General features: G+C 65.9%; 17 protein-coding genes, 1 tRNA gene and 1 pseudogene. 10 read left to right on the top strand and 9 right to left on the bottom strand.

Going from position 1 to position 22241, the window contains the following annotated elements:
* The first annotated feature begins 42 nt into the window (after nt 1-42).
* From EWV39_RS12180 to cls, 3 genes are read left to right on the top strand one after another with little or no spacing between them, the layout of a single operon-like run.
* Nucleotides 43-2889, top strand: a complete 2847-nt coding sequence (locus EWV39_RS12180; protein WP_129660633.1) for a hypothetical protein — start codon at nt 43-45, stop codon at nt 2887-2889.
* Complete coding sequence (locus EWV39_RS12175; protein ID WP_129660630.1) at nt 2886-3713, top strand: hypothetical protein; 828 nt, start codon at nt 2886-2888, stop codon at nt 3711-3713. Before EWV39_RS12180 ends, EWV39_RS12175 begins: the two co-directional genes overlap by 4 nt.
* A 54-nt stretch (nt 3714-3767) precedes the next feature.
* Nucleotides 3768-5243 carry a cardiolipin synthase gene (gene cls, locus EWV39_RS12170; protein ID WP_129660627.1) on the top strand — a complete coding sequence of 492 codons (1476 nt, stop codon included), beginning with the start codon at nt 3768-3770 and terminating at the stop codon, nt 5241-5243.
* Between the two features lie 48 nt (nt 5244-5291).
* Here cls and EWV39_RS12165 read toward each other — a convergent pair whose 3' ends face one another.
* Both EWV39_RS12165 and glsA read right to left on the bottom strand, forming a co-directional pair.
* Nucleotides 5292-5984 carry a hypothetical protein gene (locus EWV39_RS12165; protein WP_129660624.1) on the bottom strand — a complete coding sequence of 231 codons (693 nt, stop codon included), beginning with the start codon at nt 5982-5984 and terminating at the stop codon, nt 5292-5294.
* Between the two features lie 110 nt (nt 5985-6094).
* Complete coding sequence (glsA, locus tag EWV39_RS12160; protein ID WP_129660621.1) at nt 6095-7933, bottom strand: glutaminase A; 1839 nt, start codon at nt 7931-7933, stop codon at nt 6095-6097.
* Nucleotides 7934-8061: 128 nt separating this feature from the next.
* Here glsA and EWV39_RS12155 point away from each other — a divergent pair.
* The 5 genes from EWV39_RS12155 to EWV39_RS12135 all read left to right on the top strand — a co-directional run bounded on the left by EWV39_RS12155 (nt 8062) and on the right by EWV39_RS12135 (nt 14030).
* A tRNA-Lys gene (locus EWV39_RS12155) sits at nt 8062-8134 on the top strand.
* A 368-nt stretch (nt 8135-8502) separates the two neighbouring features.
* Nucleotides 8503-9081, top strand: a complete 579-nt coding sequence (locus tag EWV39_RS14380) for a polysaccharide deacetylase family protein (RefSeq protein ID WP_420329965.1) — start codon at nt 8503-8505, stop codon at nt 9079-9081.
* A 578-nt stretch (nt 9082-9659) separates the two neighbouring features.
* Nucleotides 9660-11090 carry an ATP-binding protein gene (locus EWV39_RS12145; RefSeq protein ID WP_165313300.1) on the top strand — a complete coding sequence of 477 codons (1431 nt, stop codon included), beginning with the start codon at nt 9660-9662 and terminating at the stop codon, nt 11088-11090.
* Nucleotides 11091-11287: 197 nt separating this feature from the next.
* Nucleotides 11288-12709, top strand: a complete 1422-nt coding sequence (locus EWV39_RS12140; protein WP_238148333.1) for an SLC13 family permease — start codon at nt 11288-11290, stop codon at nt 12707-12709.
* 94 nt (nt 12710-12803) lie between these two features.
* Entirely contained in the window at nt 12804-14030 is a 1227-nt protein-coding gene (locus EWV39_RS12135; protein ID WP_129660612.1) for a glycerate kinase family protein, read from the top strand.
* Nucleotides 14031-14867: 837 nt separating this feature from the next.
* On the opposite strand, the gene EWV39_RS14005 is transcribed toward EWV39_RS12135, so the two are convergent.
* A complete protein-coding gene (locus tag EWV39_RS14005) occupies nt 14868-15155 on the bottom strand; it encodes a hypothetical protein (RefSeq protein WP_202864933.1) in 288 nt (95 codons plus the stop codon).
* An 891-nt stretch (nt 15156-16046) separates the two neighbouring features.
* Here EWV39_RS14005 and EWV39_RS14370 point away from each other — a divergent pair.
* Together EWV39_RS14370 and EWV39_RS14250 are read left to right on the top strand one after the other, a co-directional pair.
* Nucleotides 16047-16220 (top strand): annotated as a pseudogene (locus tag EWV39_RS14370) (SDR family NAD(P)-dependent oxidoreductase); the annotation flags it as partial.
* Between the two features lies 1 nt (nt 16221).
* On the top strand, nt 16222-16584 hold the full coding sequence (locus tag EWV39_RS14250; RefSeq protein WP_337589947.1) for an SDR family NAD(P)-dependent oxidoreductase: 363 nt from the start codon (nt 16222-16224) through the stop codon (nt 16582-16584).
* 376 nt (nt 16585-16960) lie between these two features.
* On the opposite strand, the gene EWV39_RS12120 is transcribed toward EWV39_RS14250, so the two are convergent.
* The 6 genes from EWV39_RS12120 to EWV39_RS12095 are packed head-to-tail and all read right to left on the bottom strand — an operon-like array spanning nt 16961 to nt 22110.
* Nucleotides 16961-17701, bottom strand: a complete 741-nt coding sequence (locus tag EWV39_RS12120; protein ID WP_238148332.1) for an SDR family NAD(P)-dependent oxidoreductase — start codon at nt 17699-17701, stop codon at nt 16961-16963.
* A 25-nt stretch (nt 17702-17726) separates the two neighbouring features.
* Nucleotides 17727-18707: a Gfo/Idh/MocA family protein gene (locus tag EWV39_RS12115; protein WP_129660606.1), complete on the bottom strand. Its 981-nt coding sequence runs from the start codon at nt 18705-18707 to the stop codon at nt 17727-17729.
* Nucleotides 18704-19624, bottom strand: a complete 921-nt coding sequence (locus EWV39_RS12110; RefSeq protein ID WP_129660604.1) for a sugar phosphate isomerase/epimerase family protein — start codon at nt 19622-19624, stop codon at nt 18704-18706. Before EWV39_RS12110 ends, EWV39_RS12115 begins: the two co-directional genes overlap by 4 nt.
* Nucleotides 19621-20163, bottom strand: a complete 543-nt coding sequence (locus tag EWV39_RS12105) for a VOC family protein (protein ID WP_129660804.1) — start codon at nt 20161-20163, stop codon at nt 19621-19623. The genes EWV39_RS12110 and EWV39_RS12105 overlap by 4 nt, the downstream gene beginning before the upstream one ends.
* Before the next feature lie 14 nt (nt 20164-20177).
* Nucleotides 20178-21173 (bottom strand): LacI family DNA-binding transcriptional regulator, encoded by a 996-nt coding sequence (locus tag EWV39_RS12100; RefSeq protein ID WP_129660601.1) that lies wholly within the window; start codon nt 21171-21173, stop codon nt 20178-20180.
* Nucleotides 21166-22110: a Gfo/Idh/MocA family protein gene (locus tag EWV39_RS12095; RefSeq protein WP_420329969.1), complete on the bottom strand. Its 945-nt coding sequence runs from the start codon at nt 22108-22110 to the stop codon at nt 21166-21168. The genes EWV39_RS12100 and EWV39_RS12095 overlap by 8 nt, the downstream gene beginning before the upstream one ends.
* Nucleotides 22111-22241 lie beyond the last annotated feature (131 nt).

The following is a 22241-nucleotide window of genomic DNA, read 5'->3' as shown; positions in this document are numbered from 1 at the left end:
GGTCTCCCCCAGCCGGCGGATGCCTCCTAGTAACGTTGGAGAATGGCCCGCCGATTCCCCCTCGAAGACGACCCCCTGGCCCTCTGGCGCTCGCTCGCCGAGCTGAGCCCGAGGGTCCTTCCCGAGCCCGGCTTCGCGCGCCCCGCCGTGACCGTCAAGGACTACCTGCGGGAGCACCGCCTCCCGTGGGATCCCGCGACCGGCCACTGGGGCGGGGCCCACGGCGCCTGGCGGCACACGGTCTTCGCCGGCCTGGTCCCGTACCGGACCCTGCTGGTCCGGGCGGGGCTCGAGTTCGGACCCGCGCCCGCGGAGGAGGGACCCGGACCTGCCTCGAGCCTGACCCCGCTCTTCGCACTGCGGGTGGAGCAGGACGGCGCGGCCGACCCCACGAGCCTGGAGTTCTCCCGGGCCTGCTGGGCGGCACTGGCCAGGTCCGGCTTCGGCCGGGCCGTGACCGCCGACTTCGACGCGGACGGCCGGCGTTGGCGGGCCGCCATGGTCACGGTGCTGCGCTCCCGCGGCGTCCGCCTCCTGCCGGAGCCGAACGCCGAGGAGGAGGCCGACGGTGCCGGGAGGCCCAGCGGCACGGCAGCATCCGACGGCGCCGGGACGCCCGAGGATGCGGGAGCGCCCGATGCCGCGGGCGAACCCGGCACGACCTCGCCCCCGTACGGCGTCCCCGGCCCCTCCGGCGCCACGCACCTGCTCGACCACGGCGACCTGCTGGCGATGATCGAGGAGACGCACCGCGTCTTCGAGGCGGGAGCCCTGCGCAGCGAGCGCCTGCTGCGCTCGCCCGTCCGGGTGCTCAGCCTCCTGCAGGACGAGGATCGGGCGGGCGTCCCCGCGCTCCCGCTCATCGACCACCCGAGCGCGGCCCCGCTCGTCGAGGCCGCCGGGGCCACCCGCTTCCGGCAGGCGGCGGCGGGGCTCCTCGGCATCGGCGCGGCAGAGCCCCGCGAGGAGGCCGCCTCCCCGCTGCTGATGTACTCGGCCGTCGCGCCGAGGGAGCTGCCCCTCGGCGTCGTCGGCGCGGCCGGCGCCGCCGTGGCCACGCAGTTCTCCGTCAACCGCGCCCTCGCCCGGCTGAGCGAGGGCGCGGGCCTCTGGGCGGTCCCGGCCTCCCTCTCCCGGGGGCTCGACGCCGGCCGGGCCCGCGAGATGCTCCTCTCCGCCCTCATCGCCCGCCGGGGCCGCGCCCTCGCCGAGCTCCCCGACCCGGCCGAGGCCTTCGGCCCCGAGCCCGCCGACCCCTCGGGGAGCCGCCGGGTCCACCCGCTCCACCCCGACCTCGCCGGGTGCGGCGTGCTGCGCGCCCGCCCGCTCGAGGACCTGCCCGGCGGCGCCGGCGGCCTCGGGATCCGGGTCGGGATCCTGCCGGGGATGGAGGAGTGCGGGCTGTACCCGGGCCTCGTGCCTGGCGAGGGGTACGACGCCGTGGAGGCCCTCGACGTCGTCCTCGGCGCCCTCCCGGAGCCCGCGGCCGCCGGCCCGACGCCCGCCGAGTACGGGGAGTGGGACCGGCTCGCGGACCGCGTGCTGGCGGCGCATGAGCGGGTCGAGACGCTGCTGGCGGCCCGCCAGCGCTACCACGAGGCCGTCCCCATGCTGATGCGCGCCCAGCACCAGATCAGCCGGACGGCCCGGCAGCTGAGCGGGGTGCGCGGAACCGAGCAGTCGCTGGAGGGGAGCCTGCGCGAAGCCGAGGCGGAGCACCGCTCGGCCTGGGAGCGGGCGCACAGCCTCAGCGACGCGATCGCGGAGCACCTGAGCGCCTCGCCCGGCGTCGTGCGCCGGAGCGTGACGCTGGGACGGACCGTGCCGCCGTGGCGCCACCGGCTGGAGGAGCTGCGCACCCGCCGGGACGAGGCGGAGCGCGCCGAGGAGGCCGCCCGCCAGCGCCGGGACGCGCTGCAGCGCGAGCTGGACCGGGTGCGGGCCGACGCCGCGGTCCTGCGGGAGGAGCTGCGCGAGGCCGCCGAGACGGTGCGCGGCCTACAGGAGGAGCTCGAGGCCTACCCGCACCCCGCCCACGCCGTGGACCAGGACTGGCTGGCCGGGGACTGGCAGGAGGACACCGCGTCCTCCCCCTGGCTCGACGCCGAGGTCCAGGACGCGCGTGTGGAGGCCTACCGGAGCGCGGCGCTGCTGCACGGGCTCGCGGGGCGGTTCGGGGCCGCCGAGGTCCGGGAGGGGCTGCTGCTGGCGCGGGACCTCCTGCGCGCCGCGCCGGAGGGGACGGCGGGGACCACGCCCGGCGGGACGGCAGGGGCCGCGCCCGGCGGGACGGAGGAGATCGCACCTGGCGGGATGGAAGGGGCCGCGCCCGGCAGGACGGCGGGGACGGCAGAGACCGGGCCCGGCGCCGACGCCGCGGCCGCCGCCTGGCAGGTGCTGCTGGCGGTCTTCCCCGACGTCGAGGTCGCCGTGGAGCTGCTCCCCCGCCTGTGCGCCCCGCTCGGGCCCCACCGGCTCGACTGGGTCCTTCTCTCCGACGCCGACCGGACCGGTCCCGGCGTCGCCTACGCCGCGCTGCGCCACGCCCGCCGGGCCGTGCTGCTCCCCGCCGCGGAGGAGAGGGGCCGCCCCGCCGCGGAGATGGAAGAGGGCCCCGGTGCGGAGGGGGCGGAGCGCTCCCCCGCGGACGGAGGACCGTCCCCGGACCCCGCCGCCCCGTTCGAGGCCGAGAGGCCCCGGGCCCCTCGGCGCGTACGGCACCACTCCCCCACGCGCCAGGCCCAGCGGCGCCTCGCCCAGACGGAGGGATGTTCCGCTGACTGGGCCCCGGCTTGGGCCGATGCGCTATCGTTGGCACGGCGGCAGTCGGACGAGCCCGACGAGGATCCGCGACGCCGGCGACCAGAGGCAGGAGTGGACGGAGCATGACGCACAACGGCCTGCCCGAATTGCGAGCCACGCCCGTGCGCAGCCCCGGCCCCTGGACCGGGCTGTTCAAGCACACCCCGCTGTACTGGGCGGGACTGCTGGTGGTCTGGGGCAGCGCCACCGTGGACCGGCTGGCGCAGGACATCGCCGGCGCTCCCTCCTCCCTGCACGAGGCGCTGCCGCTCATCCAGACGATCACCTGGCTGGTGCTCGTCCTCTACTCGGGCTTCCTCGTGCTGCTGTGGCCCCGCCCGGAGAGCTTCCCCGGGCTGCCCTCCGGGCTCGCGGACCGGCTCCAGCGGGCCGTGCCGCCCACGGTCATGACGGTCGTGTTCCTCACGGTCATCCAGGCCGGCGTCGTGCTCATCGAGCACCTGGCGGGGACCGGGGATCCGGAGCGGGCCCTCACCGCGGCTGCCGTCTACGGGCTCGAGGCCGCGACGGGGGCCATCGCCTTCTGCGCCCTCATGGTCGCCGCGGCCTCGCTGCTCACGCGCATCGGATCGCGGGCGCTGTACCTGCTGACGGGCTGGCTGAGCTACCTCGCGGTCACCGCCGTGCAGAGCGCGATCACGACGCTGGTGATCGAGCCGGGCGGCGGCATGTTCTGGAAGGGCATCAGCGCCGACGGCGCGGGCATCAACGTCTACCTCAACGCGATCCCCTTCCTGTTCCCCGCGGCGGCCGGCTCCGGCCGGGACGCGCTGAGCACCGGGACCCCCGAGATGATCAGCGTCCTCATCAACCTCCTGGTGACGGCGGCGTGCATCGTGGCGGCCGTCGCCCGCGCGGCCTCGTCCCGCTCCCCGCGCCGTCCCGCCTGAGACCCCCGATTCGGTGACGAGGGCGGACGCACCTCGTCCCGTACACTGGTCCGGGTGAACTTCTCCCTGCTGAACATCCCATGGTTCCCCGGGTGGGTCGACAGCATCATCTTCGCGCTGGACATCATCATCCGCATCATCGCGCTGTGCTGGATCCCGTACAACCGCAAGCCCTCGGTGGCGCTGGGATGGCTGATGGCGATCTTCCTGCTGCCCTACGTGGGCATCCTGATCTTCATCGTCATCGGGTCACGGTACCTGCCCAAGAACCGCAGGGAGCGGCAGTCCCGGATGAACGAGCTGGTCCGTGAGCGGACCGGGAACAGGCCGGTCCTGGGCGCCCAGGGGCACCTGCGCGAGTCGGACCTCGCCTCGGCGATCCTGAACTACCGGCTCGGCTCGCTCCCCATGGCGGGCGGCAACGAGTTCGCGCTGCTGCCGGACAACCACGAGTCCATGAAGGTCATGGCGAAGGCCGTGGACGACGCCGAGGAGTACGTCCACTTCGAGTGCTACATCGTGGCCTACGACACCTCGAGCGCGCCCCTGCTGGACGCCCTCTTCCGGGCCCACCAGCGCGGCGTCAAGGTCCGCGTCCTGATCGACCACATGGGCTCGCTCGGCTACCCCGGCTACTCGGAGCTGGTCAAGATGCTGGACCGGGCGGGCCTGCCCTGGCGGCGGATGCTGCCCCTGCGCCCCTGGCGCGGAGAGTACCAGCGGCCCGACCTGCGCAACCACCGCAAGATCCTGGTGGTGGACGGCCTGGTGGGCTTCTCCGGCTCGCAGAACATCATCGACAGGTCCTACAACAAGAGGAAGAACCGGCGCCGGAACCGGGCGTGGAAGGACCTGATGCTGGACATCCGCGGCCCCATGGTCTCGGAGCTCAACGCGCTGTTCCTCTCCGACTGGTACGCCGAGACCGGCGACCTGCTCCTCGAGGAGGCGGACCAGGACCTCCCCTCGCTCGACTCCGGAGCGATGGCCCAGGTGGTCCCCTCCGGCCCCGGGTTCGAGACGGAGAACAACCTGCGGCTGATCAACCACCTGATCTACAACGCCGAGCGCAGGATCATCATCTGCAGCCCGTACTTCGTCCCGGACGACTCGCTGAAGATGGCGCTGACCACCGCGGCGCAGTCGGGCATCGACGTCACGCTGATCGTCTGCGCCAAGGGCGACAAGTTCTTCCCCCACTACGGCCAGCGCTCCTACTACGCGAGCCTGCTGCACATGGGCGTCAAGATCCAGCTCTACCCCGCGCCGACGGTCCTGCACACCAAGTTCATGGTGGTGGACGACGACGTCTCCCTCATCGGCTCCTCGAACATGGACCAGCGCTCCTTCTCGCTGAACCTGGAGGTCTCGATGCTGATCCTGGACAAGACCGTGGCCTCCCAGGTCAACGAGCTGGCCAAGGAGTACTTCGAGGTCTGCGAGGAGCTCGACTACGCCGAGTGGCTGCGCCGCCCGCTCCGCCAGAAGGTCACGGAGAACATCTGCCGGCTCACCTCGGCGCTGCTGTAGGGGCGGGCCGCGGGCGAGGCCGCACGCCGCGCCGGCCGCTCCCGCCGCTCAGTCGAGCTGCCCGTGCCTCCACGCGCTCGCCGCGGACTCCAGCTCCTCGGCGGTCGTGACCAGCCGGCGGGAGGCGCGGGTCATCCGCGCTCCCCGGCGGCTCGAGCCGGGGGCGGTGAAGAACTCGCTCGCGCGGGCGCCGGCGGCGGTGCCCGCGGGGTGGACGGCGACGTCGTTCCGGTCGGCCGCCGCCGCCTGGCCGAGCGCGACGACGCGGCAGAAGGCCGCGAACCGCTCCAGCGCGACGTCGAACTCCCCCGTGTACGCGCCGGTGAGGATCGCGTCCACGGTGCGGCACAGCTCCTCGGCCGCCGGCGGGTCGGCCACGCCGGCGACCACCCGGGAGACCTGGGCGCTGCCCTGCCCGAGCTCGTAGTACCTGCCCACCGTGCCGGGGTTGCGGCGCACGGTGTCGCGCAGGGCGTAGATCCGCCACAGCGCCCCGGGCAGCGAGACGCCGGGGGCCTCGGCCCACATCTCGGCGATGGCGTCCAGGCCGTAGCGGTCCGTGAACTCCACCAGGCGCGCGGTCACCTCCGGGTCGCGGTTCTCGCGCCCCTGGCTGAGGATGGCCCACGCCGAGGAGTGGGCGGCCTGGGAGACCGTCTCCGGGTCCTCCCCGCCCTCCCAGCGGTCGAAGAGGTCCGGGGAGAACTTCACGGGCTTGTGGTGGCGTTCTGCGGAAGACATCGGTCCTAAGCCTACGCCTGTCCGCCGGGAGGTGTCCGGGGTGGCTTCAGCTTCCCTGCCCGTCGGCACGCCCCGGCCCAGCTCCGTCCCTCTAGGCGTCCCGGCCCGGCTCAGCCCATCTGGCTCGTACGCAGCCCGATCTCCCGCAGCTGCTGGCCCACCTGGCGGTACCCCTCGCGGGCGATGGCCTGCCACAGCAGCAGGCCGAAGGCGGGATCCTCCCGGTCCAGTCGCTCGAGGGCGTCGGCGGGCAGCAGGAAGTACTCGACGTCGTCCAGGGCCGTGACGCGCAGGACCTGCCGGTCCTCGAATCCGAGGCAGCCCTCGCCGAAGGTCATCCCCGGGGAGAGCTCGCCGACGGTGATCTCCTCCCGCTCGGCGTCGCCGCTGGGGCGGTCCCCCGCCTCGTCCATGCGCACCGGCAGGGTCTGCCGGACCCGCCCGGAGATGATCATGTGGATTCCCGCGAAGCCCTCTCCCGGAGCGAGGATCTCCTCCCCCTCGCGTGCCGAGCGGCGCTCGAGCAGCCCGCCCAGCCGCTGCCGGTCCTCCGCGGAGATGTGGGCGGCGAGCGGGCTGTCCAGCAGACCCACCCGCTCGGGCCGGGTGTCCTCGGAGCCGTAGCGCTCGATGATGAGGTCCTCGGCCCACGCCGCCGCGCTGTCCTTGGTGTTGAACGTCCTGATCCCCTCCGGCAGCGGCAGCAGGGACTCGGGATCGACGACGGCCAGTTCCCGCCCCTCCGCGGCGAAGCTCTCCCGCAGGTTCCGGAAGAGCTCCCCGGAGGCGTCGAGCACCTTGCCGACGCGGCGGCCGTCCACGATCACGGTGACGACGTCCTCCTCCGCCGCGTCGATGATCGCGCGCACCGCGGAGTCGACGGCGGCGAACATCAGGTCGCCCTGCAGCTCCACCACCACGGCCCGCGCCGCGTACTCGTCCAGCACGTCCTGGGCCTCCTGGTTGCGCCGCACCTGGGAGGGCGACTCGGAGATCGGGTACACGCCGCGGACGGTGGCCTGCGCGGCGGCGGTGGCGTGGGCGAAGTGCAGCTGGAGGTCGTCGGAGAGGCGGCGGCAGGCCTCGACGCCGCGCACGCTGTTGCCGTGCTCGTCCAGCGGCGGCGAGTACACGGCCAGCCCCATCTCGCCGGAGAGGACCGCGATGATGCCGCCGCCGATGCCGGACTTGGCCGGGATCCCGACTTCCGTCATCCAGTGCCCCGAGTCGTCGTACATCCCGCACGTGGACATGACCGAGAGCACCCGGGCGTTGACCTCCGGCGGGGCGACCTGCTCGCCGGTCACGGGGTTGACGCCGTTGTTGGCCAGGGTCGCGGACATGATCGCGAGGTCCCGGGTGGTGACCGAGATCGAGCACTGGAAGAAGTAGTCGTCCAGCGCCTGCTCGACGTCGCCCTCGATGATCCCGAAGGACTTCATCAGGTAGCCCATCGCCCGGTTGCGGTCCCCGTAGCGGCTCTCCTGCTCGTGCGAGGCCCGGTTCACCTCCAGCTCCCGGCCGGCGTACCTGCCGTAGGCCTCGAGGATGCGCGGGGCCCGGCCCTCGTCGCGCGGGTCGATCAGCGCCGTCGTCGCGATGGCGCCGGCGTTGATGAGCGGGTTGTCCGGCCGGCCGTTGGTCTGCAGCGAGATCTCGTTGAAGGCGTCCCCGGAGGGCTCGACGTCGATCCGCTCGTCCACGTACTCGAAGCCGTGGTCCTGCAGCGCGATCCCGTAGGAGAGAGCCTTGGAGATCGACTGGACGGTGAACTCCTCGGCGGTCTCGCCGACCTCGTAGACGTGCCCGTCCACGGTGGCGATCGCGATCCCGAAGCTGTCCGGGTTCCCCTCCGAGAGCACCGGCGTCGAGTGGCTGGGCTGCCCCTCATCGAGGACGCTCAGGCTCCGGTGGACGTTGGCCAGGTACTGCCTGATCGGTGACTCCATGGGGACCACCCTAAGGGGCGGGAGGGCGCGGCGGAGAACGACGTCGTCTCCCTGCTCCGGGCCCCTCCCCCGTTAGCTGGCCCCCTTCCCGCTCGTGTACAGTGGGAGTGCTCTGCGCAGCGGAGCGTGCGCCTCTAGCTCAGTTGGTAGAGCATCGGACTTTTAATCCGTGGGTCGTGGGTTCGAGCCCCACGGGGCGCACAGAGGAGGATCCCGTTCCGGCCATGGCCGGGGCGGGATCTTCTGCGTTGGGCTCGGGATCCCACGATGGATGACGTGGCCCCGCTGCCCAGCAGGTCCTGCACAGTGCGTGGGTCGCGCGGCGGTCAGGGCTGCAAGATCGACAGACTGAGCTTCGCCCAGATCCTCATCCGGGCCGGGACGAAAGCGGCCCAGCCTAGATCAGCGTGTTTCTGAGGCCCTGATGCTCCTGCGGCAGAACCAGTGAGGCAGTAGGCCCACGGTTATCGTGCCAGGCCCGGGCCGGCCAGCATGGAGGTCGTGACTCGTCTGGGAAGGCCGCTGTCCTCCAGGAGGTCTGCTGAAGTGTCCTCCTCGACATCGGTCACGTGGTGCTGCGCGCGACCCGGTGGTCCTCCGCACGAGCCCCGTTGGCCACACCGTCCGGCCCTGCTTCAACTGATGCTAAGTCTCATAACTCCGGTGCGCCGTCCGCCCCCTCGAAGAAGGCGCGGCAGAATCCCCCTCGGAGCGATAATGACCGTGCTCATACTCGTGGCAGGTTACGGCATCCCCGCCTCGTTCAAACACGCTCATGGGAGATCGCAGAAAGTCTCGTCAATCGAGTGGGGACAGTCGAAAAGGTCGCGGTGCTCACCTTCGAGGACGGCCCCACCGATACCGACGCCGTTGCTGTTCTCGACGTGCTCGCCGATCGCGATGTGCCAGCGACCTTCTACGTCAACGACAAGACGTCGAGGGCGCTGACGAGGGCTGGGACCATCTCTTCACCCCGTCTTGAGGGTCACCTTGATGCTCAGCGGATGCATGGTGGTGCACCGCTCCCTCATTCGACTTGTACCGGGGAGGCCGTCACGAGAGACCTCCTGAATGAGCGCCTAGGGTGTCTTGCTACAAACTTAGCGGCAGAGTTGGCGCCTCCAACATGGTTGTTTAATAGAGATTGAACTTTGCAAATTTTAGGTAAACTTATTCAGATTTTCCTCACCCGTCGGAAGCTTTGGATGATACGCTGAGGAACATTGTTTTTCTATTATTAATAGTAACCATTCCTGGCTGCTGCGAAACGGGACCGCCTTCATGATTCGACGCCTCTGCCTACTCCTCGGAGTCCTTGTGGTGCCCATTCTGCTGGCTTTAGGTTCCCGAGCGCTCTCTGCTTCGGCGCCCCCTCCCTTCTTGTCCGATGAAGTGATATCGGTTGAGATAGTTCAGGATCCACAGCCGGAAACCCGCCCCATTCCCGATGCCGCCCAGCCGTCCGAGAACCCTTCCGGGACCCCTCCCCCATCGTCACCACCTGATTCGCGGCAAGTGCCGCCAGAACCTCAACCAGCCGGGCAAGTCCCCGTTCCGGCAGAACAGTCCGACGAAGACGACACGGACGATGACGAGAGCCCAGATGATGACGACTCGTAAGGACACAAGCTCGGCGCCCGGTGATGACCGGTCCCAACACTTGGCCAGTAGGACCTCGGCTCGATGGCGTATCGTGGGGTGGATCGTGCTAACCACTGCGTTAGCATTGTTCGCCACCACCATCACCATGCGCTCGGTGCTGTTGAATCGAGTGGCAGAGGACGCCAACGCCGGGGTCACGCAGGAAGTGGAGGAATTCCGGCTCTTCGCAGAGCAGGGTGTGGATCCGAATACGGCCCAGCCTTTCACCTCCATGGGCAACCTGATGGAACAGCACCTCGAGAAGCAGACGCCTGCCACCGGCGAGGCGATCATCTCAGTGGCGGGGCCGGAGGTGCTCTTCACCGACAACGCGGAGGAGGATGCGGGAGAGACCCTCGCGCAGGACCACGGCCAGCTCAATGCGATCCTCGACGCCCCAGGGCCATCCGGTGTGACCGAGACGGAAAAGGGAGAGATCCGCTGGGGCAAGGCAAGCATAACGGCCCAGAACCTCCCGGAGGGGGAACCAGCCGAGGGAACGCTCGTCGTCGCGCAGTTCACTCAGGCCGAGGTCCGCGAAGTCAATAGGCAGGTTGTCCTGCTCATCGGTGTTGCAGCGGGAGGGCTGCTCCTCACCGCAGGGATCGCGTGGCTCGTGGCCGGCCGAATCATGCAGCCGATCCGCGTGATGCGTGAGGTGGCCGAATCGGTGAATGCTCGAGACCTCTCGGCACGCATACCGGTCGAGGGCCAGGACGATGTCTCCCAGTTGGCTGTCACCTTGAACAGCATGCTGGAACGCGTCGAACGAGCCTATGCATCCCAGCGTCACTTCATCGCGGAGGCTCGAGGACGTCTGAACGGTCCCCGCCAGGAGGCCTCCCGCGCCATCAAGGTCCTCTCACGGGAATGGCTGACGGCAGACGAGAGACAGCGCGCTACGCTCGAGGCTCAGCGTCAGCTGCGACGCATGAAGGAAACCCTGATGAGCCTGGAGATACTGGCCCAGGCCGATGACCCGAGCTTCCTCTCCCTGCGGGAGACCTCGCTGAAAGAGGTTACCGGTGAGGTCTTCGCCGAGGCGGCGGGGCTTTCGACCGATCGTCGCTGGGTCCTCGAGGCGGCAGCGACCGGGTGGGGCTGGCTGGACCCGCAGCGGGTGCGGGAGGCCATGCTCCAGCTCGCGCGCAACGCCGTCACCCACAGCGGCTCTCAGGACGAGATCAGGATCGGCTCCTCTCTCTCGGACGAGAAAAAATGGGTGAGCTTCTGGGTGGCCGACCCGGGCCCGGAGCTGGAGCAGGAAGAGGCCCGCACCCTGTTCGAGAGCTACCGCTCCGAGGGGAAGGGAGCCGAGGATTCTGGAATGGGCCTCGGATTGGCCATGGTCAAGGCCGTTGCGAATGCGCATGGAGGCACGGCCTGGATCGAATCGGGCGAGGATCTTGGGAACCGCTTCGGTCTGGACATCCCACTCGACCGCCCGCGTCAGGGCGAGGCCGGGAACGAGCGGCCGATGGAGGGTCCCGAGGGCAGCACGGGTCAGGAAATATGAGCACTTCCCGACGCTCCGAGGCCTCCCGCGATGTCCCTCTGCATCCCGGCGAGGCCCAGAAGCCTCGCTCGCGGACCGCATCCACGGCGCCCGTCCGCTACTCCACCACTCCGCCGGTTTGGGGGGATCAACCGCAAGCCGTCAACCGCCCCAGTTGGGGCAGAGGGCGCTGGATAGCCGCCCTGGGCGCTCTATTCTTGACGGTTTTCGTCATCTGGTGCGGTTATGAAGCCACTGGGCCTCCGGCTCGGGCGGGCTCGCCCGGGCTCTCGGCCGAAGGTGCGCTGACCCTAGCCGTTTTCGCAGCGGCGATATGGTTATGGATTTTCTCCCCCATCGGGGATACCTACATAGCGCTCGGGGCCGCCGTCATCCTGGTCGTCACCGGCATGCTCCCCGACGAGCAGCTCTTCGACTCTTTGGGTGAGGAGACCGTCTGGCTGCTTCTCGCGGCATTCGTTATCGCGGCGGGGGTCACCACCACGGGGCTGAGCACCCGAGCGGCCGCGTACATCGTCACGGGAGCACACGGCCTCCGACAACTCACCCACCTGTTGACGAGCGTCCTTGTGGCGACGGCGTTCGCCATCCCCTCCACCTCGGGTCGCGCGGCCCTGGCTTTGCCGATCTTCATCGCCCTCGCCAAGGTCCTCGCCGATCGTCCTCGTGTGGTGCTGTCCCTGTCCCTGCTCTTTCCTTCGGTGATACTCCTTTCTGCGGTGGCCTCCTACCTAGGCGCAGGGGCGCACCTGATCACCAGCCAGATCCTGCAGGCAGCCGGGCAGGAAGGCTTCTCATTCGCCACGTGGCTGCTCTTCGGGTTGCCATTGGCCTTCGTCTCCTCTCATCTGTGCGCGGAGCTCATCCTGTGGCTTTTCACCCGGCGGGAGGATCGCCGCAAGGGCCTGAGCATTTCCCTCCACCAGGTGCAGAAGCATTCTCCCATCCCGCTGAGCGGGCCGATGACCGTCGGTCAAACACGTGCAGCTCTGCTGGTCGGCACCGTGGTGGCGTTGTGGTGCACCGAACCGCTGCACGAGCTACATCCGGCCGTCGTCGCGCTGATGGGCGCGCTATTGGTGACCAGCCCGCGATTCGGATCGGTCAGCATGGGGAAGGCCCTCAAGACCGTCCCGTGGTCGATGTTGCTTTTCATGGCGGCGACTCTGACGCTGGGGACGGCCCTGTTGGGTTCCGGTGCGGCCGATTGGCTGGCGCACAGCATCATGAGACCCCTGACGGATCAAGGGGCGGGTGCCGGGGTGGCGTTCGTGATCGTGGTCGTTGTCATGTCGACCGCCGCCCACCTGGTCGTCCAGTCGCGGTCGGCGCGGTCGGCGGTACTGATCCCGCTGGTGATCTCGCTGGCCCCGGGAGTAGGGGTGGAACCGATGGCGGCGGCGTTCGCATCCACGGCGGCCGCGGGCTTCTGCCACACCCTCACGAGCTCGGCCAAGCCCGTTACCATCTTCTCCGAGGTCGAGGGCATCGATACCTTTGCACCTCATCACCTCTTACGCCTCAGCCTGTTCTTGGCCCCTCTGATGATTGTCCTGATCTTGCTCTTCGCGTTCTTCGTCTGGCCCGCGCTGGGAATGCCCCTCTTCACTTCCCCATGAGGATGCCCGCCCCGCCTCAGCTGTCCACAGACTCGGCATACCCTGCTGGTCGCCAATTCCGGTGACCCGTTGCCCTCAACAGAAGGAGACCCTCTTGGTTTCGGCATTCCCGCGATACATCCTGGTGGCGCCCTCGGGTTTCAAAGAATCCCTGGATGCCCATGATGTGGCCCATGCCATCAGCGCAGGCATCCGCCGCGCGGTACCTGGTGCCCTCATCAAGGCCATCCCCATCGCGGACGGAGGCGAAGGGACCGCGAAGACCATGGCCGCGGCTACCAATGGGCACGTTGTTCCCGCCAGCGTCATCGGGCCCGTGGGGCAGCAGGTCAGCTCCCACTACGCCCTGCTGGGCGGGGACGCCGAAGGCACGGCCGTCGTCGAGATGGCGGCAGCGGGTGGCCTTGCCCTCGTGCCCCGGGACCAGCGCGATCCGGGAGCCACCACTACCTACGGCGTCGGGCAGCTGATCGCCGGAGCCATCGAATCGGGGGTACAGCAGGTCCTTGTCGGCTGCGGCGATTCGGGGACCAGCGACGGTGGAATGGGTGCTCTGAAAGCGCTGGGCGCTGCGGTCCTCGATGCCGAGGGTCGAGAAGTTCCCGAAGGCGGAACGCACCTGAAGCAAGTGGACCGCGTGGATCTGAGCGGATTGCACCCGGCGATCCGAGAGGGAAGCGTGAAGATCACCTTGGCGCTGAATCCGTACAACATCCTGACCGGACCCCGCGGTGTCGCCCGTGTCTTCGCCCCGCAGAAAGGGGCGAGCCCTGAGCAGGTCGAGGAGCTCTCCCGGGGTTTCGACCACTGGGCCAGGGTGCTGACGCGAGACCGTCTTCCCAGCGCGGCCGGGATCGACTTCTCGACGGGGGCAGGAACCGGCGCGTCGGGTGGGCTGGGAGCAGGTCTCGCGTCGGTGGGGGCGGTCCTGATGCCGCGTTTCGAGGCGTTGCTGGATTCCGGTTTGGCCGGGATCGACCTCGAGTCCCTGCTCGCGAAGGCTGATCTGGTGGTCACCGCCGAAGGTGCCATCGATTTCCAGACGCCCCGGGGGAAAGTCCCCGCCGAGCTGGCCCGCCGCGCCGGAGAGCACGGAGTGCCGGTCATAGCTCTGGCCGGAACCCTCGGAGAGGGGGCTCGGGGCGTCTACGACATCGGCATCGATGCTATCGCCTCGATCGTTCCCATTCCTATGTCTCTGGAAGACGCCGTCGCCGATGGGGAGAACCTCCTGAGGGAGGCCACCGAGCGGCTGATGCGCACTCTCATGCTCGGCGCCGCGCTGGCGGAGACGGGACTCGACCGGCGAGGCAAGTGGTGATTGGTTCTGTAGTGCTGCTGCGAGGAGGTGGATGTCCAGCCGGAGCTCTAGAGGACGGGCTGAGAACAGCTTTGGTCCGCCCCATGCGTCGCCGAGTCCTCTTGAGAGATGTTGGCATCCTGAGCAAAACTCCGAATTCGTGCCGGCGATGGTCGGCTGCGACTGGTGCCCATAGTGGGTTTTCCCTTCCGAGAGTGCTGGATGGGGCGTGCGCCGAGGTCGCGTTGATGGTCATGCTTGATATGCAGTGCACGACGGTGATCCTGCTTGAGGATGCGCGGTTCATGAAGGGCTAGTTTGACTTCCCCTCAGCCCGTGAATAACGAGAAGATGATGCGCCAGATGCTCAACCTCTATACGTACAGCAAGGCGATGGTTCCTCCGGAGTATCACGGGAGGACCGCGCAGGTGCGCACGCGGTCTTCGCCGCCGCCAGAGTGCGCGCTACGGGTTCCATCGACAGCCCCCCCCCCCCGTAGTAGCGCGTTTACTCCCCGACCCACCGTTGGCCTGATACGGTTCATGTGCGCAAGGACCGCGCTGCTGCAGCACATCGACTTCGCCCTCGATGCACGGTTCGTCCGGTCTTCAGCGATACTGGCTGGGTTCCTGGCCGCATGCACACACCCGTTCGCATCCTTCAAGGAAGGCTCGCGCAGTGAGCACTTTAACGGTTTGCGGCGTGATGGCGTCGCCATGCACAAGAATCACCAGATCGATCCATAGCGCCTCCCAACTCCGCGACGACGCAGCGTTCCTCGCGCCAGCGTCTTGCCGCCGTTGAAGAAATCGTTGGGCCGGTCCAGCCCCCAGGCGGCCGGAGGACGAACGGCTGCATCAGCAGCGTCGTCGATGACGGGTACTTCGAGGCGTTCGAGCAGATGCCGGCGAAGTCCTCGTCGTGCACGACGCTGGGCCCGGGAGCGGGTAGGTCTGACCGTGCTGTGCTTGGCGGACCCCGCAGACGATGGTGTTGCGCGGGGTGATCCGGTAGTGGATCATCAACTGGTGCTGGGTGATGACGCCAGACTGACTGGTCCGGTCCAGCTCGGCGAGCCGCTCCGGCGCGATGGGCTCCGACTCGATCTCGATGATGTACAGCGGCGTCGCGTGGTTCTTGGGCATGACGTCCCACTCGCCGGAATAGGGTTGGTTGCGAGCACCACCTTGTTGGCCCGCACGGTGCCATGCGGCGTCGTAAGCTCGACGGTGCTGCCTGTCCGTTGGACGTCGCTCACCCGCGTCTGCTCGTATACCTTGGTCGAGGAGTCGAGCACGGCTTGGCGTACTCCGCGGGCGAGCTTGCCCGGGCTCAGCATCCCGCCGATGGACTCGCCCATCCCGCCTCCAATCACGACGACGTCGCAGGTGAGGCCGCTGTCAGGCTCGGGCTGCACGCTGCACACCGCCCGGCCGGTCCATCCAACCGGTGAAGTTGCTGTACTTCGTGTCGTCGGTCCTCATGCTGCCCTCATCTCCGTTAAGTGGGGACGCCCCCGGGGGTGAATGTTCGCCTCAGCAGGGCACCCTCCGCCCCGGCTGCACCGCGACCAATATCGCCCACCTCCAAGTGTCCCTCACCGGCTTCATAGACGCGTTCCCCGGCTCGCCCGAGGTCTATCAACGCCATTTATACCTTTTCTCGACGAGGTGCGCGTCATGCCAGCCAGACGGGCACAGAACTAGGCGTCGGGGTTATGACGCTGTATTCACCGCGCGAGGATGAAGGCACGAGCCTCTGACCGAGGCGATGGGTGAGTTTCCGGAAGCCCCATGCGATGCAGCGGAGATGCTTGGGCGGCCACGGAGCGCCTCGGCGGAATAGTTATTGGTGCCGGACGATCGAAGTACGCCTGCACATCCTCGGCTTGGCGGTTCAGAACGCGCCCGAGCGTGATGACCTCGCTCAGCGAGACGGGATGCTGTGCGGAGGTTCTAGAACTGCAGCGACTTTCTGCTTCGCGGCCGCCCGAACAGGATTACGTTAGGCCTCGATAAGTCGCCCCGGAGAGCGCCGAGGCCACCGTGGCCGAAGTCGTCGAGCACACCGGCCAGCTCGACGTCCTCGTCAACAACGCGGGGATGATGCAGGAAGCGCTGATCGAGGAGATGTTGCTCGCCGACTGGCACCGCAACCTGGCGGTCAACCTCCCCGGTCCCTTCCTGATGATCCGCGCAGCACTGCCCCCCCCTGCGCAAGACCCGGGGGCATCGTCAACACCGGCTCCCTCGAGGGGATCAGCTCCAATCCCGGGCACGCGGCATACAGCGCGACCAAGGCTTCACCCGCGCCGTCGCCGTGGACCACGGACACGAGGGGATTCGCTGCGATGCGGTGGCGCCCGGCTGGATCGAGACGGACCTGAACCTCGAATTCATCGAGAGCACGACCGACCCCGAGGCCTTCCGCCGGGACATCGGCCGAATCCATCCGGTGGCGCGGACAGGAGCGCCCGAGGAGGTCGCCGCACTGGTCGCCTTCCTCGCCTCGGAGGACGTCTCATTCATCACCGGGCAGGTCTACACCGTCACGGAGGAGGAACGGTACAGCTGAGCCTGCCCTGAGCCGCGGGCCCGCGACGTCTTTCCTGGAATCGGCGTCGATCTCCACGAGGTGCGCCGAAGAGGGCCGCGCGGAAGATGCGGTAGCAGCCCAGCCCCTCCTCGCTGCGCAGCAGCGGAGCACCCTCCTCCCTCACCTCGGCGAACTTGCGGTCCGTCGCGCCGTCGTCCCGCAGGGAGGCGAGCAGATCCTGCGCGCCGCTGCCCGTGCCGAACTGCTCCTTGCGGCACCGCACTAAGAAAGGTCCCGCCTCTGCATAAATTTTATTCTCCTATTAGGAGAATTGATAGATCAATTTATGGGGATTCAATACAGGGCAGAATTATACAAATAATGATCATAGTTGAAATCAAGTGAGTAATATATATTATGTTCCCATTCCAAGATGCGCGCCGCCGGCGACATCCATAGAGAGGCCCGTCAGGTACCGGTTCTCTGGCGCGGTCAAGAATTCAATGCTACGTGCCACCTCGGCAGGCTCCGCGAAACGCTGCATGGGCAGTTGCTGAGCACGAGCGGCCCGTGCCGCCTGCGCTGCACCCGACTGTTCAGCAAGCTGGGACCAAAGGGGCGTGTTCACCGGCCCCGGATTCACAGCGTTCACTGATATTCCATCCGGTCCCAAGATTTTCGCCATCGACCACATTATATGCAGAACCGCGATTTTACTGGCGTTATACGGCAGATAATCCACACGCGCTTCTTTGGCAGCCACAGAAGAAAGCAATAGCATAGTTCCTGCGGTGCCGGACTCACGCATGATGTTTCCGACCTCCCGGGCAATAGTGAATGTCCCCGCAGCGTTGATGCGCATAATCTGCTCAAACTCGGAAGTAGAGGTAGCGAACGGATCCGGGGTGCCGCCGAGAACTCCAGCCGCATGCACCAAGGCGTCGATACGTCCGTACTTCTTGAAAACCGAGCCTACCAGTTGCCGAGTTTGCTCTTCATCGGTAACGTCCAGCTCAAAAAAAGAATCTACTTCCTGATCGGGCTTCGATTCGCGATCGGCGCCGATAACCACGTCGCCACGCCGATTGAGTGTACTTACAACAGCTGCCCCGATGCCTCCACTAGAACCAGTTACTAGAACTATTTGCTCAGACACGTTTATACCTTTCTATTCCTGCGAGCTAACGAGCGGCCTTGCTCGACCACTCGCGTCCTTCCTGCTCCACAGTGGGCAGCCCGGCCTCACGAAGAATCTGATCCAGCAGCTGCTGTGTTTTGGCAGCCTCCCAACCGGAGGTCAGAGGTTGACCCCGATCCCGAACTCTATCCAGGAAATGATGTACGGCGGCTGCAAATCCGAACGTCTCCGTCGCCGTCGCCCACCCGAAAGCTTCAGGGCTCATCGTGCGGACCTTCTTTATTCCGTTGTCGGTGATTGCAACGGAATCTGGAGCGATCACCTCGGCAGTCCGCATCTGCCCATATGCGTCGAGTTTCTCCCCCCAGTCCCCCGCCGTACGAGCGGCTACCAGCAATCCTGTATTTCCTGAAGAGAAACGGATTAATGCACTAGTGCCGTCTTCCTCCCAGGGGTCAGAACCGGCAGCTGTCGCAGAAACCTCAACCACATCTCCGCCACAGAACCAGCGCAGAAGATCTACCATATGAATAGCATTCTCAAACGTAGCTCTATATTCGGACCCTGCCCGATTCTTCTGAGCGACACAGAATGTCGCCCCGGATTCCCCAAAGGCCTCTCGAGCAGACATATAAACGGGGGCAAACCGCCGGTTCAAACCCACCATCAGTACGCATCCACGCGCATCTGCCAATTCAGCAAGTCGCACTGCATCTTCTGTAGACGTGGCGAGTGGCTTTTCGCAGAATACATCCGCCCCCGCTTCTAGAGCCTTTTCAACACCTGCAACGTGTTCAGATCGAGGGGTAAGAACGAAAACAGCATCAAGCTGCTCGCTCGATAGCATCTCATCAACCGTCGGATAGACATTCGCAAAACCCCACCGACGCTGCACTGCACTCGGATCGGGGCGGCGAGACACCAGGGCACGCAATTCAACGTCTTCGCGTTGCACTAGAGTCGGAAGTTGCGCAATGGTAGCGATATTTCCAGCACCGATTACGCCTACCTTGGTTTTGTTCATGACAGCACCTCCGAGTTGTGAGTAGATGATTTGTTTTCAAGATCGCTCAGCAGATTCCGGAGGTATTTTGCCCCCCGACGGAATCCGACCTCAGGGTCGTCAAGGTCTTGGGGATGCCATCGGTATTCATATTCAAGCGAGAGGATTCCATCATATCCTCGCTCCCACAACCGTCGAAGAATCCATGCCCAATCAACGGAGCCGTCACCCACAACACGGGAGCGAACAGCCCGCTCTTCGGCGTGAACACGTGCGGTCTCTGAGGCGACGAAGGGGGCATCCGGGTCTACGAATACGAGATCTTTGACGTGTACGTGTCCGATCAGATCACCCTGTACGGCGAATGCCTCATCGATATCTTCGTCGTGGGTAAAAGTAAGGTTAGCCTGGTCATAAAGAACACGGACAGAAGGTGAGTCTATCTCTCGCACCAGACGAGCAGTATCTCGGGCGGTCTGGGTCATCGTGCCGAAGTGGTTTTCGGGACAGAGGATAACCCCGGCCTCTTGCGCTTGAACTGATAATTCCCTGAGGGAGCGGAGGAGCTGGGCCCAGTGGGCCTCGTAGTCATCTTGATGGGCCTGCCACTGTCCAGCATAGACGCGGATCCGGTTTGCACCGACTGTATGGGCGGTATCGATAGCGGTCCGGAGCTCATCTACCGCTGCCCGCCGTGTGTGGTCATCGGTGGCATTGATCGCCATGGTGTATGGGGTCAACCCAATGATGGGGATCCCTTCACCCTCTGCGACTCGGGCTGCTTCAGTTGCCGCCGCAGTATCTTGGATGCCCAGGCCGCTGGTGTAGTCATTCTGATAGATGATTTCGGCAGCATCAAGACCGGCACGCTTGAAGAGTCTAAGTGCTTCCGGAACGGTATGATCTGGTGTTCCCAGGGTATGACCGGCGATTTTCATGCGTTATCTTTCAGGCTAGGGAGAGTAATTGTCCAATCGGCTGGGCCGACGAGGTGAGGGGGATTTATAACCCGAGATCGGTCGACGAATTCGAGGACCAAGCCCCAGTCGGTCCTGGCATAGACCCACCGGTTACCGGCCACGCTCGGGCTGTCACCGGCTACTTCCTTTCGGTGCCCGAGCACCTTTACACAAGAATGATCCTCGATGGCCGCGACGACCTCATCGACATCTTCCACGACGAATGCCAGATGATGTCCACCTGCATCACTGGGGCGGGGGAAGGAGGGAGCCTGATCACTGCTCCACCATTGGAAGAGCTCGACATTTAGGTTTGGAGGCAGACGGAGCATCCGCAGTTCCAGGTGTGCATCCTCCGGCACACCGAAATGCAGAGGCATGAACGCAGCGTCCGGCCCTCGCGTGGAGCGGTATAGCTCTTCGCCCCCGAGAAGCTCGGTGAAGAGTTTCGTCGCGGCCTCAAGGTCCGGGACAGTAAATGCTACGTGGTCGACCCATCGAATGCCCGGGAGGGGCATGTTAGGAGAAGTATTCATGAGGTCACCTCCCCTGTGGAGGATCGAACCAATAAAGTGGGTTCAAGCATGATATGTTCGGCAGTTTCGCCGTTCATTAGTTTCTCCCCAAGTTGTATGGATATTTCCCCCATCGCCTCGATAGGTTGTTTCACGCTCGTCAGACGAGGGTTGAAATGTGCCCCCAGGTCCAGGCCATCGAACCCGACGACTGATACGTCTTCAGGCACTCGGATATTTCGAGTAGAGAACTCAGCGATGACCGCGAACGCGATGGCATCGTTTGAAGCGATGACAGCCGTGGGGCGTTGAGCGGAATCCAGCCAATCATCAACGACCTCGCTCCCGATGTCCGCAGTATGCGTCGAACCGAGAACTTGCGGCTTCACATCACGCATCGAAGCCGCGCGTTGATAGGCTTTCCTTCTGTCATACGCGGTGTTCGTACCTACGATGCCCGGAGCATACGCGATCTCCGTGTGGCCGAGCGACGATAGATGCTCGAACGCGAGATCGATGCCGTGAGCACTGTCTACGGTGACGGTAGGGACAGAATAATCGCTGTTGACGCGATCGATGACCACGACTCGGTTGTCGAATGCATCCCGCCGTAATGATTCGAGGTCCACCGGGGTGGAGGGGGCGATGATGCCGAATGGAGAGTACATCGAATGCACCGAATCGAGGTACTTACTGGTCAGTGATTGGTCTCCATCTGTCAGGCACAAGATCAGCTGATATCCCTGACGTCTTGCTGCTGCGGCTGTTGTATGGGCGAGTTCCGCGAAGAACGGATTGGTGATGTCTGGGACGATCAACGGGACAAGGTTGCTGACCCGGCGGCGAAGCGCTTGCGCGAGGGGACTCATCGAGTATCCGAGTTCCGCGGCGACTTTCAGGACGTGCTCGCGAGTTTCCGGCCGCACGGCCTCCGGTTTCGAGAAGGCGCGGGAGACGGTAGAGCGGTGCACTCCGGCGGCTGCGGCCACATCGTCAATTCTCGGTTCAGGCATCTGAATCTCCGTGCCTTGTACTTGTCGCCCAAACGACCTCCATCACCAACAGGAGATCTTCGAGACCAGGTAGGTCGCGCATCCCGGAGCTCAATGAGTCCGCGACATGGTCGACGAAATCAGCATAGAGAGGGTCGCTGTCGACCTCGATGACAGCGTGCTCGGTTTGACCGTGGTAATCGGTAAACGTCGCCCTTCCATCTGTGTCGATCGAGACGAATCCTTCTGTCCCGCTTGCTGCGAAGTTGCAGAAACGCTTCGTCGGAGCATCGGGGAAGGCATAACCCACCTCAACGATGGCTTCGCGTCCCTCGTTCGAGAGGATCAGCGTCGCATGGTCCTCGATGGCTTCCTGATGAAGAGCTGAGGATGTTCTCAGCGTTATCTCCGGAGCGGAGCCGATGTGTCGCAGCGCTAGATCCACGAAGTGGGGACCGAGGTTGAGGAAACTCCCTCCCCCGGAGCGGTCTGGATCCAGCATCCAGGCGTTGCCGGCCCTGGGGTAGCGCTGAGGTGGACCCGCGATGAATGTCATGCGCTCGTAAAAAATCGTCCCAGCGCGGCGTAGCCAAGACTCGACCGGAGCATCGCGTTGCACGAACGCGACTGCTGAAGGAACCCCGGCGAGACGAGCTTCCTTGGAGAGCCTCTCGACCTCCGCCAGGGAGACCCCTCCTGGTTTCTCGAGGACAAACGGAATGCCCCGTTCGATGAGGCGCTGAACGACGTCGGCCATCTTGTCATGAGCGCTGAGAACGTAGGCGAGCTCGAGGCCTTCATATGCAATGGCCTCCTCAACCAGCGTCGTGGCCGGGGCATCCAGAAAGGATGCGAGTTCGGTCGCTGCCTGCGGATCGTCATCCTGAACCGCGAGGACAACGTGCCGACGACGGATCGCGTCTTGGTAGAGGGGCATATGCCAATGGGACGCCCCCAGTACTACGACGCGTGACCGAGTATCGCGGGGCGAGTCATCTGCTGCCCGGTCTGACCCTGCATGAGTTTGGTGCGGAGCTGTCGTCATCGATGACTCCTTGCTGATCTTCGTCTAGACTGAGATCGATTGTG

It is taken from the genome of Rothia halotolerans, from assembly GCF_004136635.1.
Lineage (GTDB): Bacteria > Actinomycetota > Actinomycetes > Actinomycetales > Micrococcaceae > Rothia > Rothia halotolerans.
Note: the sequence above shows the minus strand (reverse complement) of the source record. Positions and strands in the feature narration are given on the sequence as shown.

What these genes read in the sequence shown, in the direction of transcription:
- EWV39_RS12180 (WP_129660633.1), top strand. Translation starts at nt 43, where the DNA reads ATGGCCCGCCGATTCCCCCTCGAAGACGACCCCCTGGCCCTCTGGCGC.
- EWV39_RS12175 (WP_129660630.1), top strand. Translation starts at nt 2,886, where the DNA reads ATGACGCACAACGGCCTGCCCGAATTGCGAGCCACGCCCGTGCGCAGC.
- EWV39_RS12165 (WP_129660624.1), bottom strand. Translation starts at nt 5,984, where the DNA reads ATGTCTTCCGCAGAACGCCACCACAAGCCCGTGAAGTTCTCCCCGGAC.
- glsA (WP_129660621.1), bottom strand. Translation starts at nt 7,933, where the DNA reads ATGGAGTCACCGATCAGGCAGTACCTGGCCAACGTCCACCGGAGCCTG.
- EWV39_RS14005 (WP_202864933.1), bottom strand. Translation starts at nt 15,155, where the DNA reads ATGCCCAAGAACCACGCGACGCCGCTGTACATCATCGAGATCGAGTCG.
- EWV39_RS12115 (WP_129660606.1), bottom strand. Translation starts at nt 18,707, where the DNA reads ATGAACAAAACCAAGGTAGGCGTAATCGGTGCTGGAAATATCGCTACC.
- EWV39_RS12110 (WP_129660604.1), bottom strand. Translation starts at nt 19,624, where the DNA reads ATGAAAATCGCCGGTCATACCCTGGGAACACCAGATCATACCGTTCCG.
- EWV39_RS12105 (WP_129660804.1), bottom strand. Translation starts at nt 20,163, where the DNA reads ATGCCCCTCCCGGGCATTCGATGGGTCGACCACGTAGCATTTACTGTC.
- EWV39_RS12100 (WP_129660601.1), bottom strand. Translation starts at nt 21,173, where the DNA reads ATGCCTGAACCGAGAATTGACGATGTGGCCGCAGCCGCCGGAGTGCAC.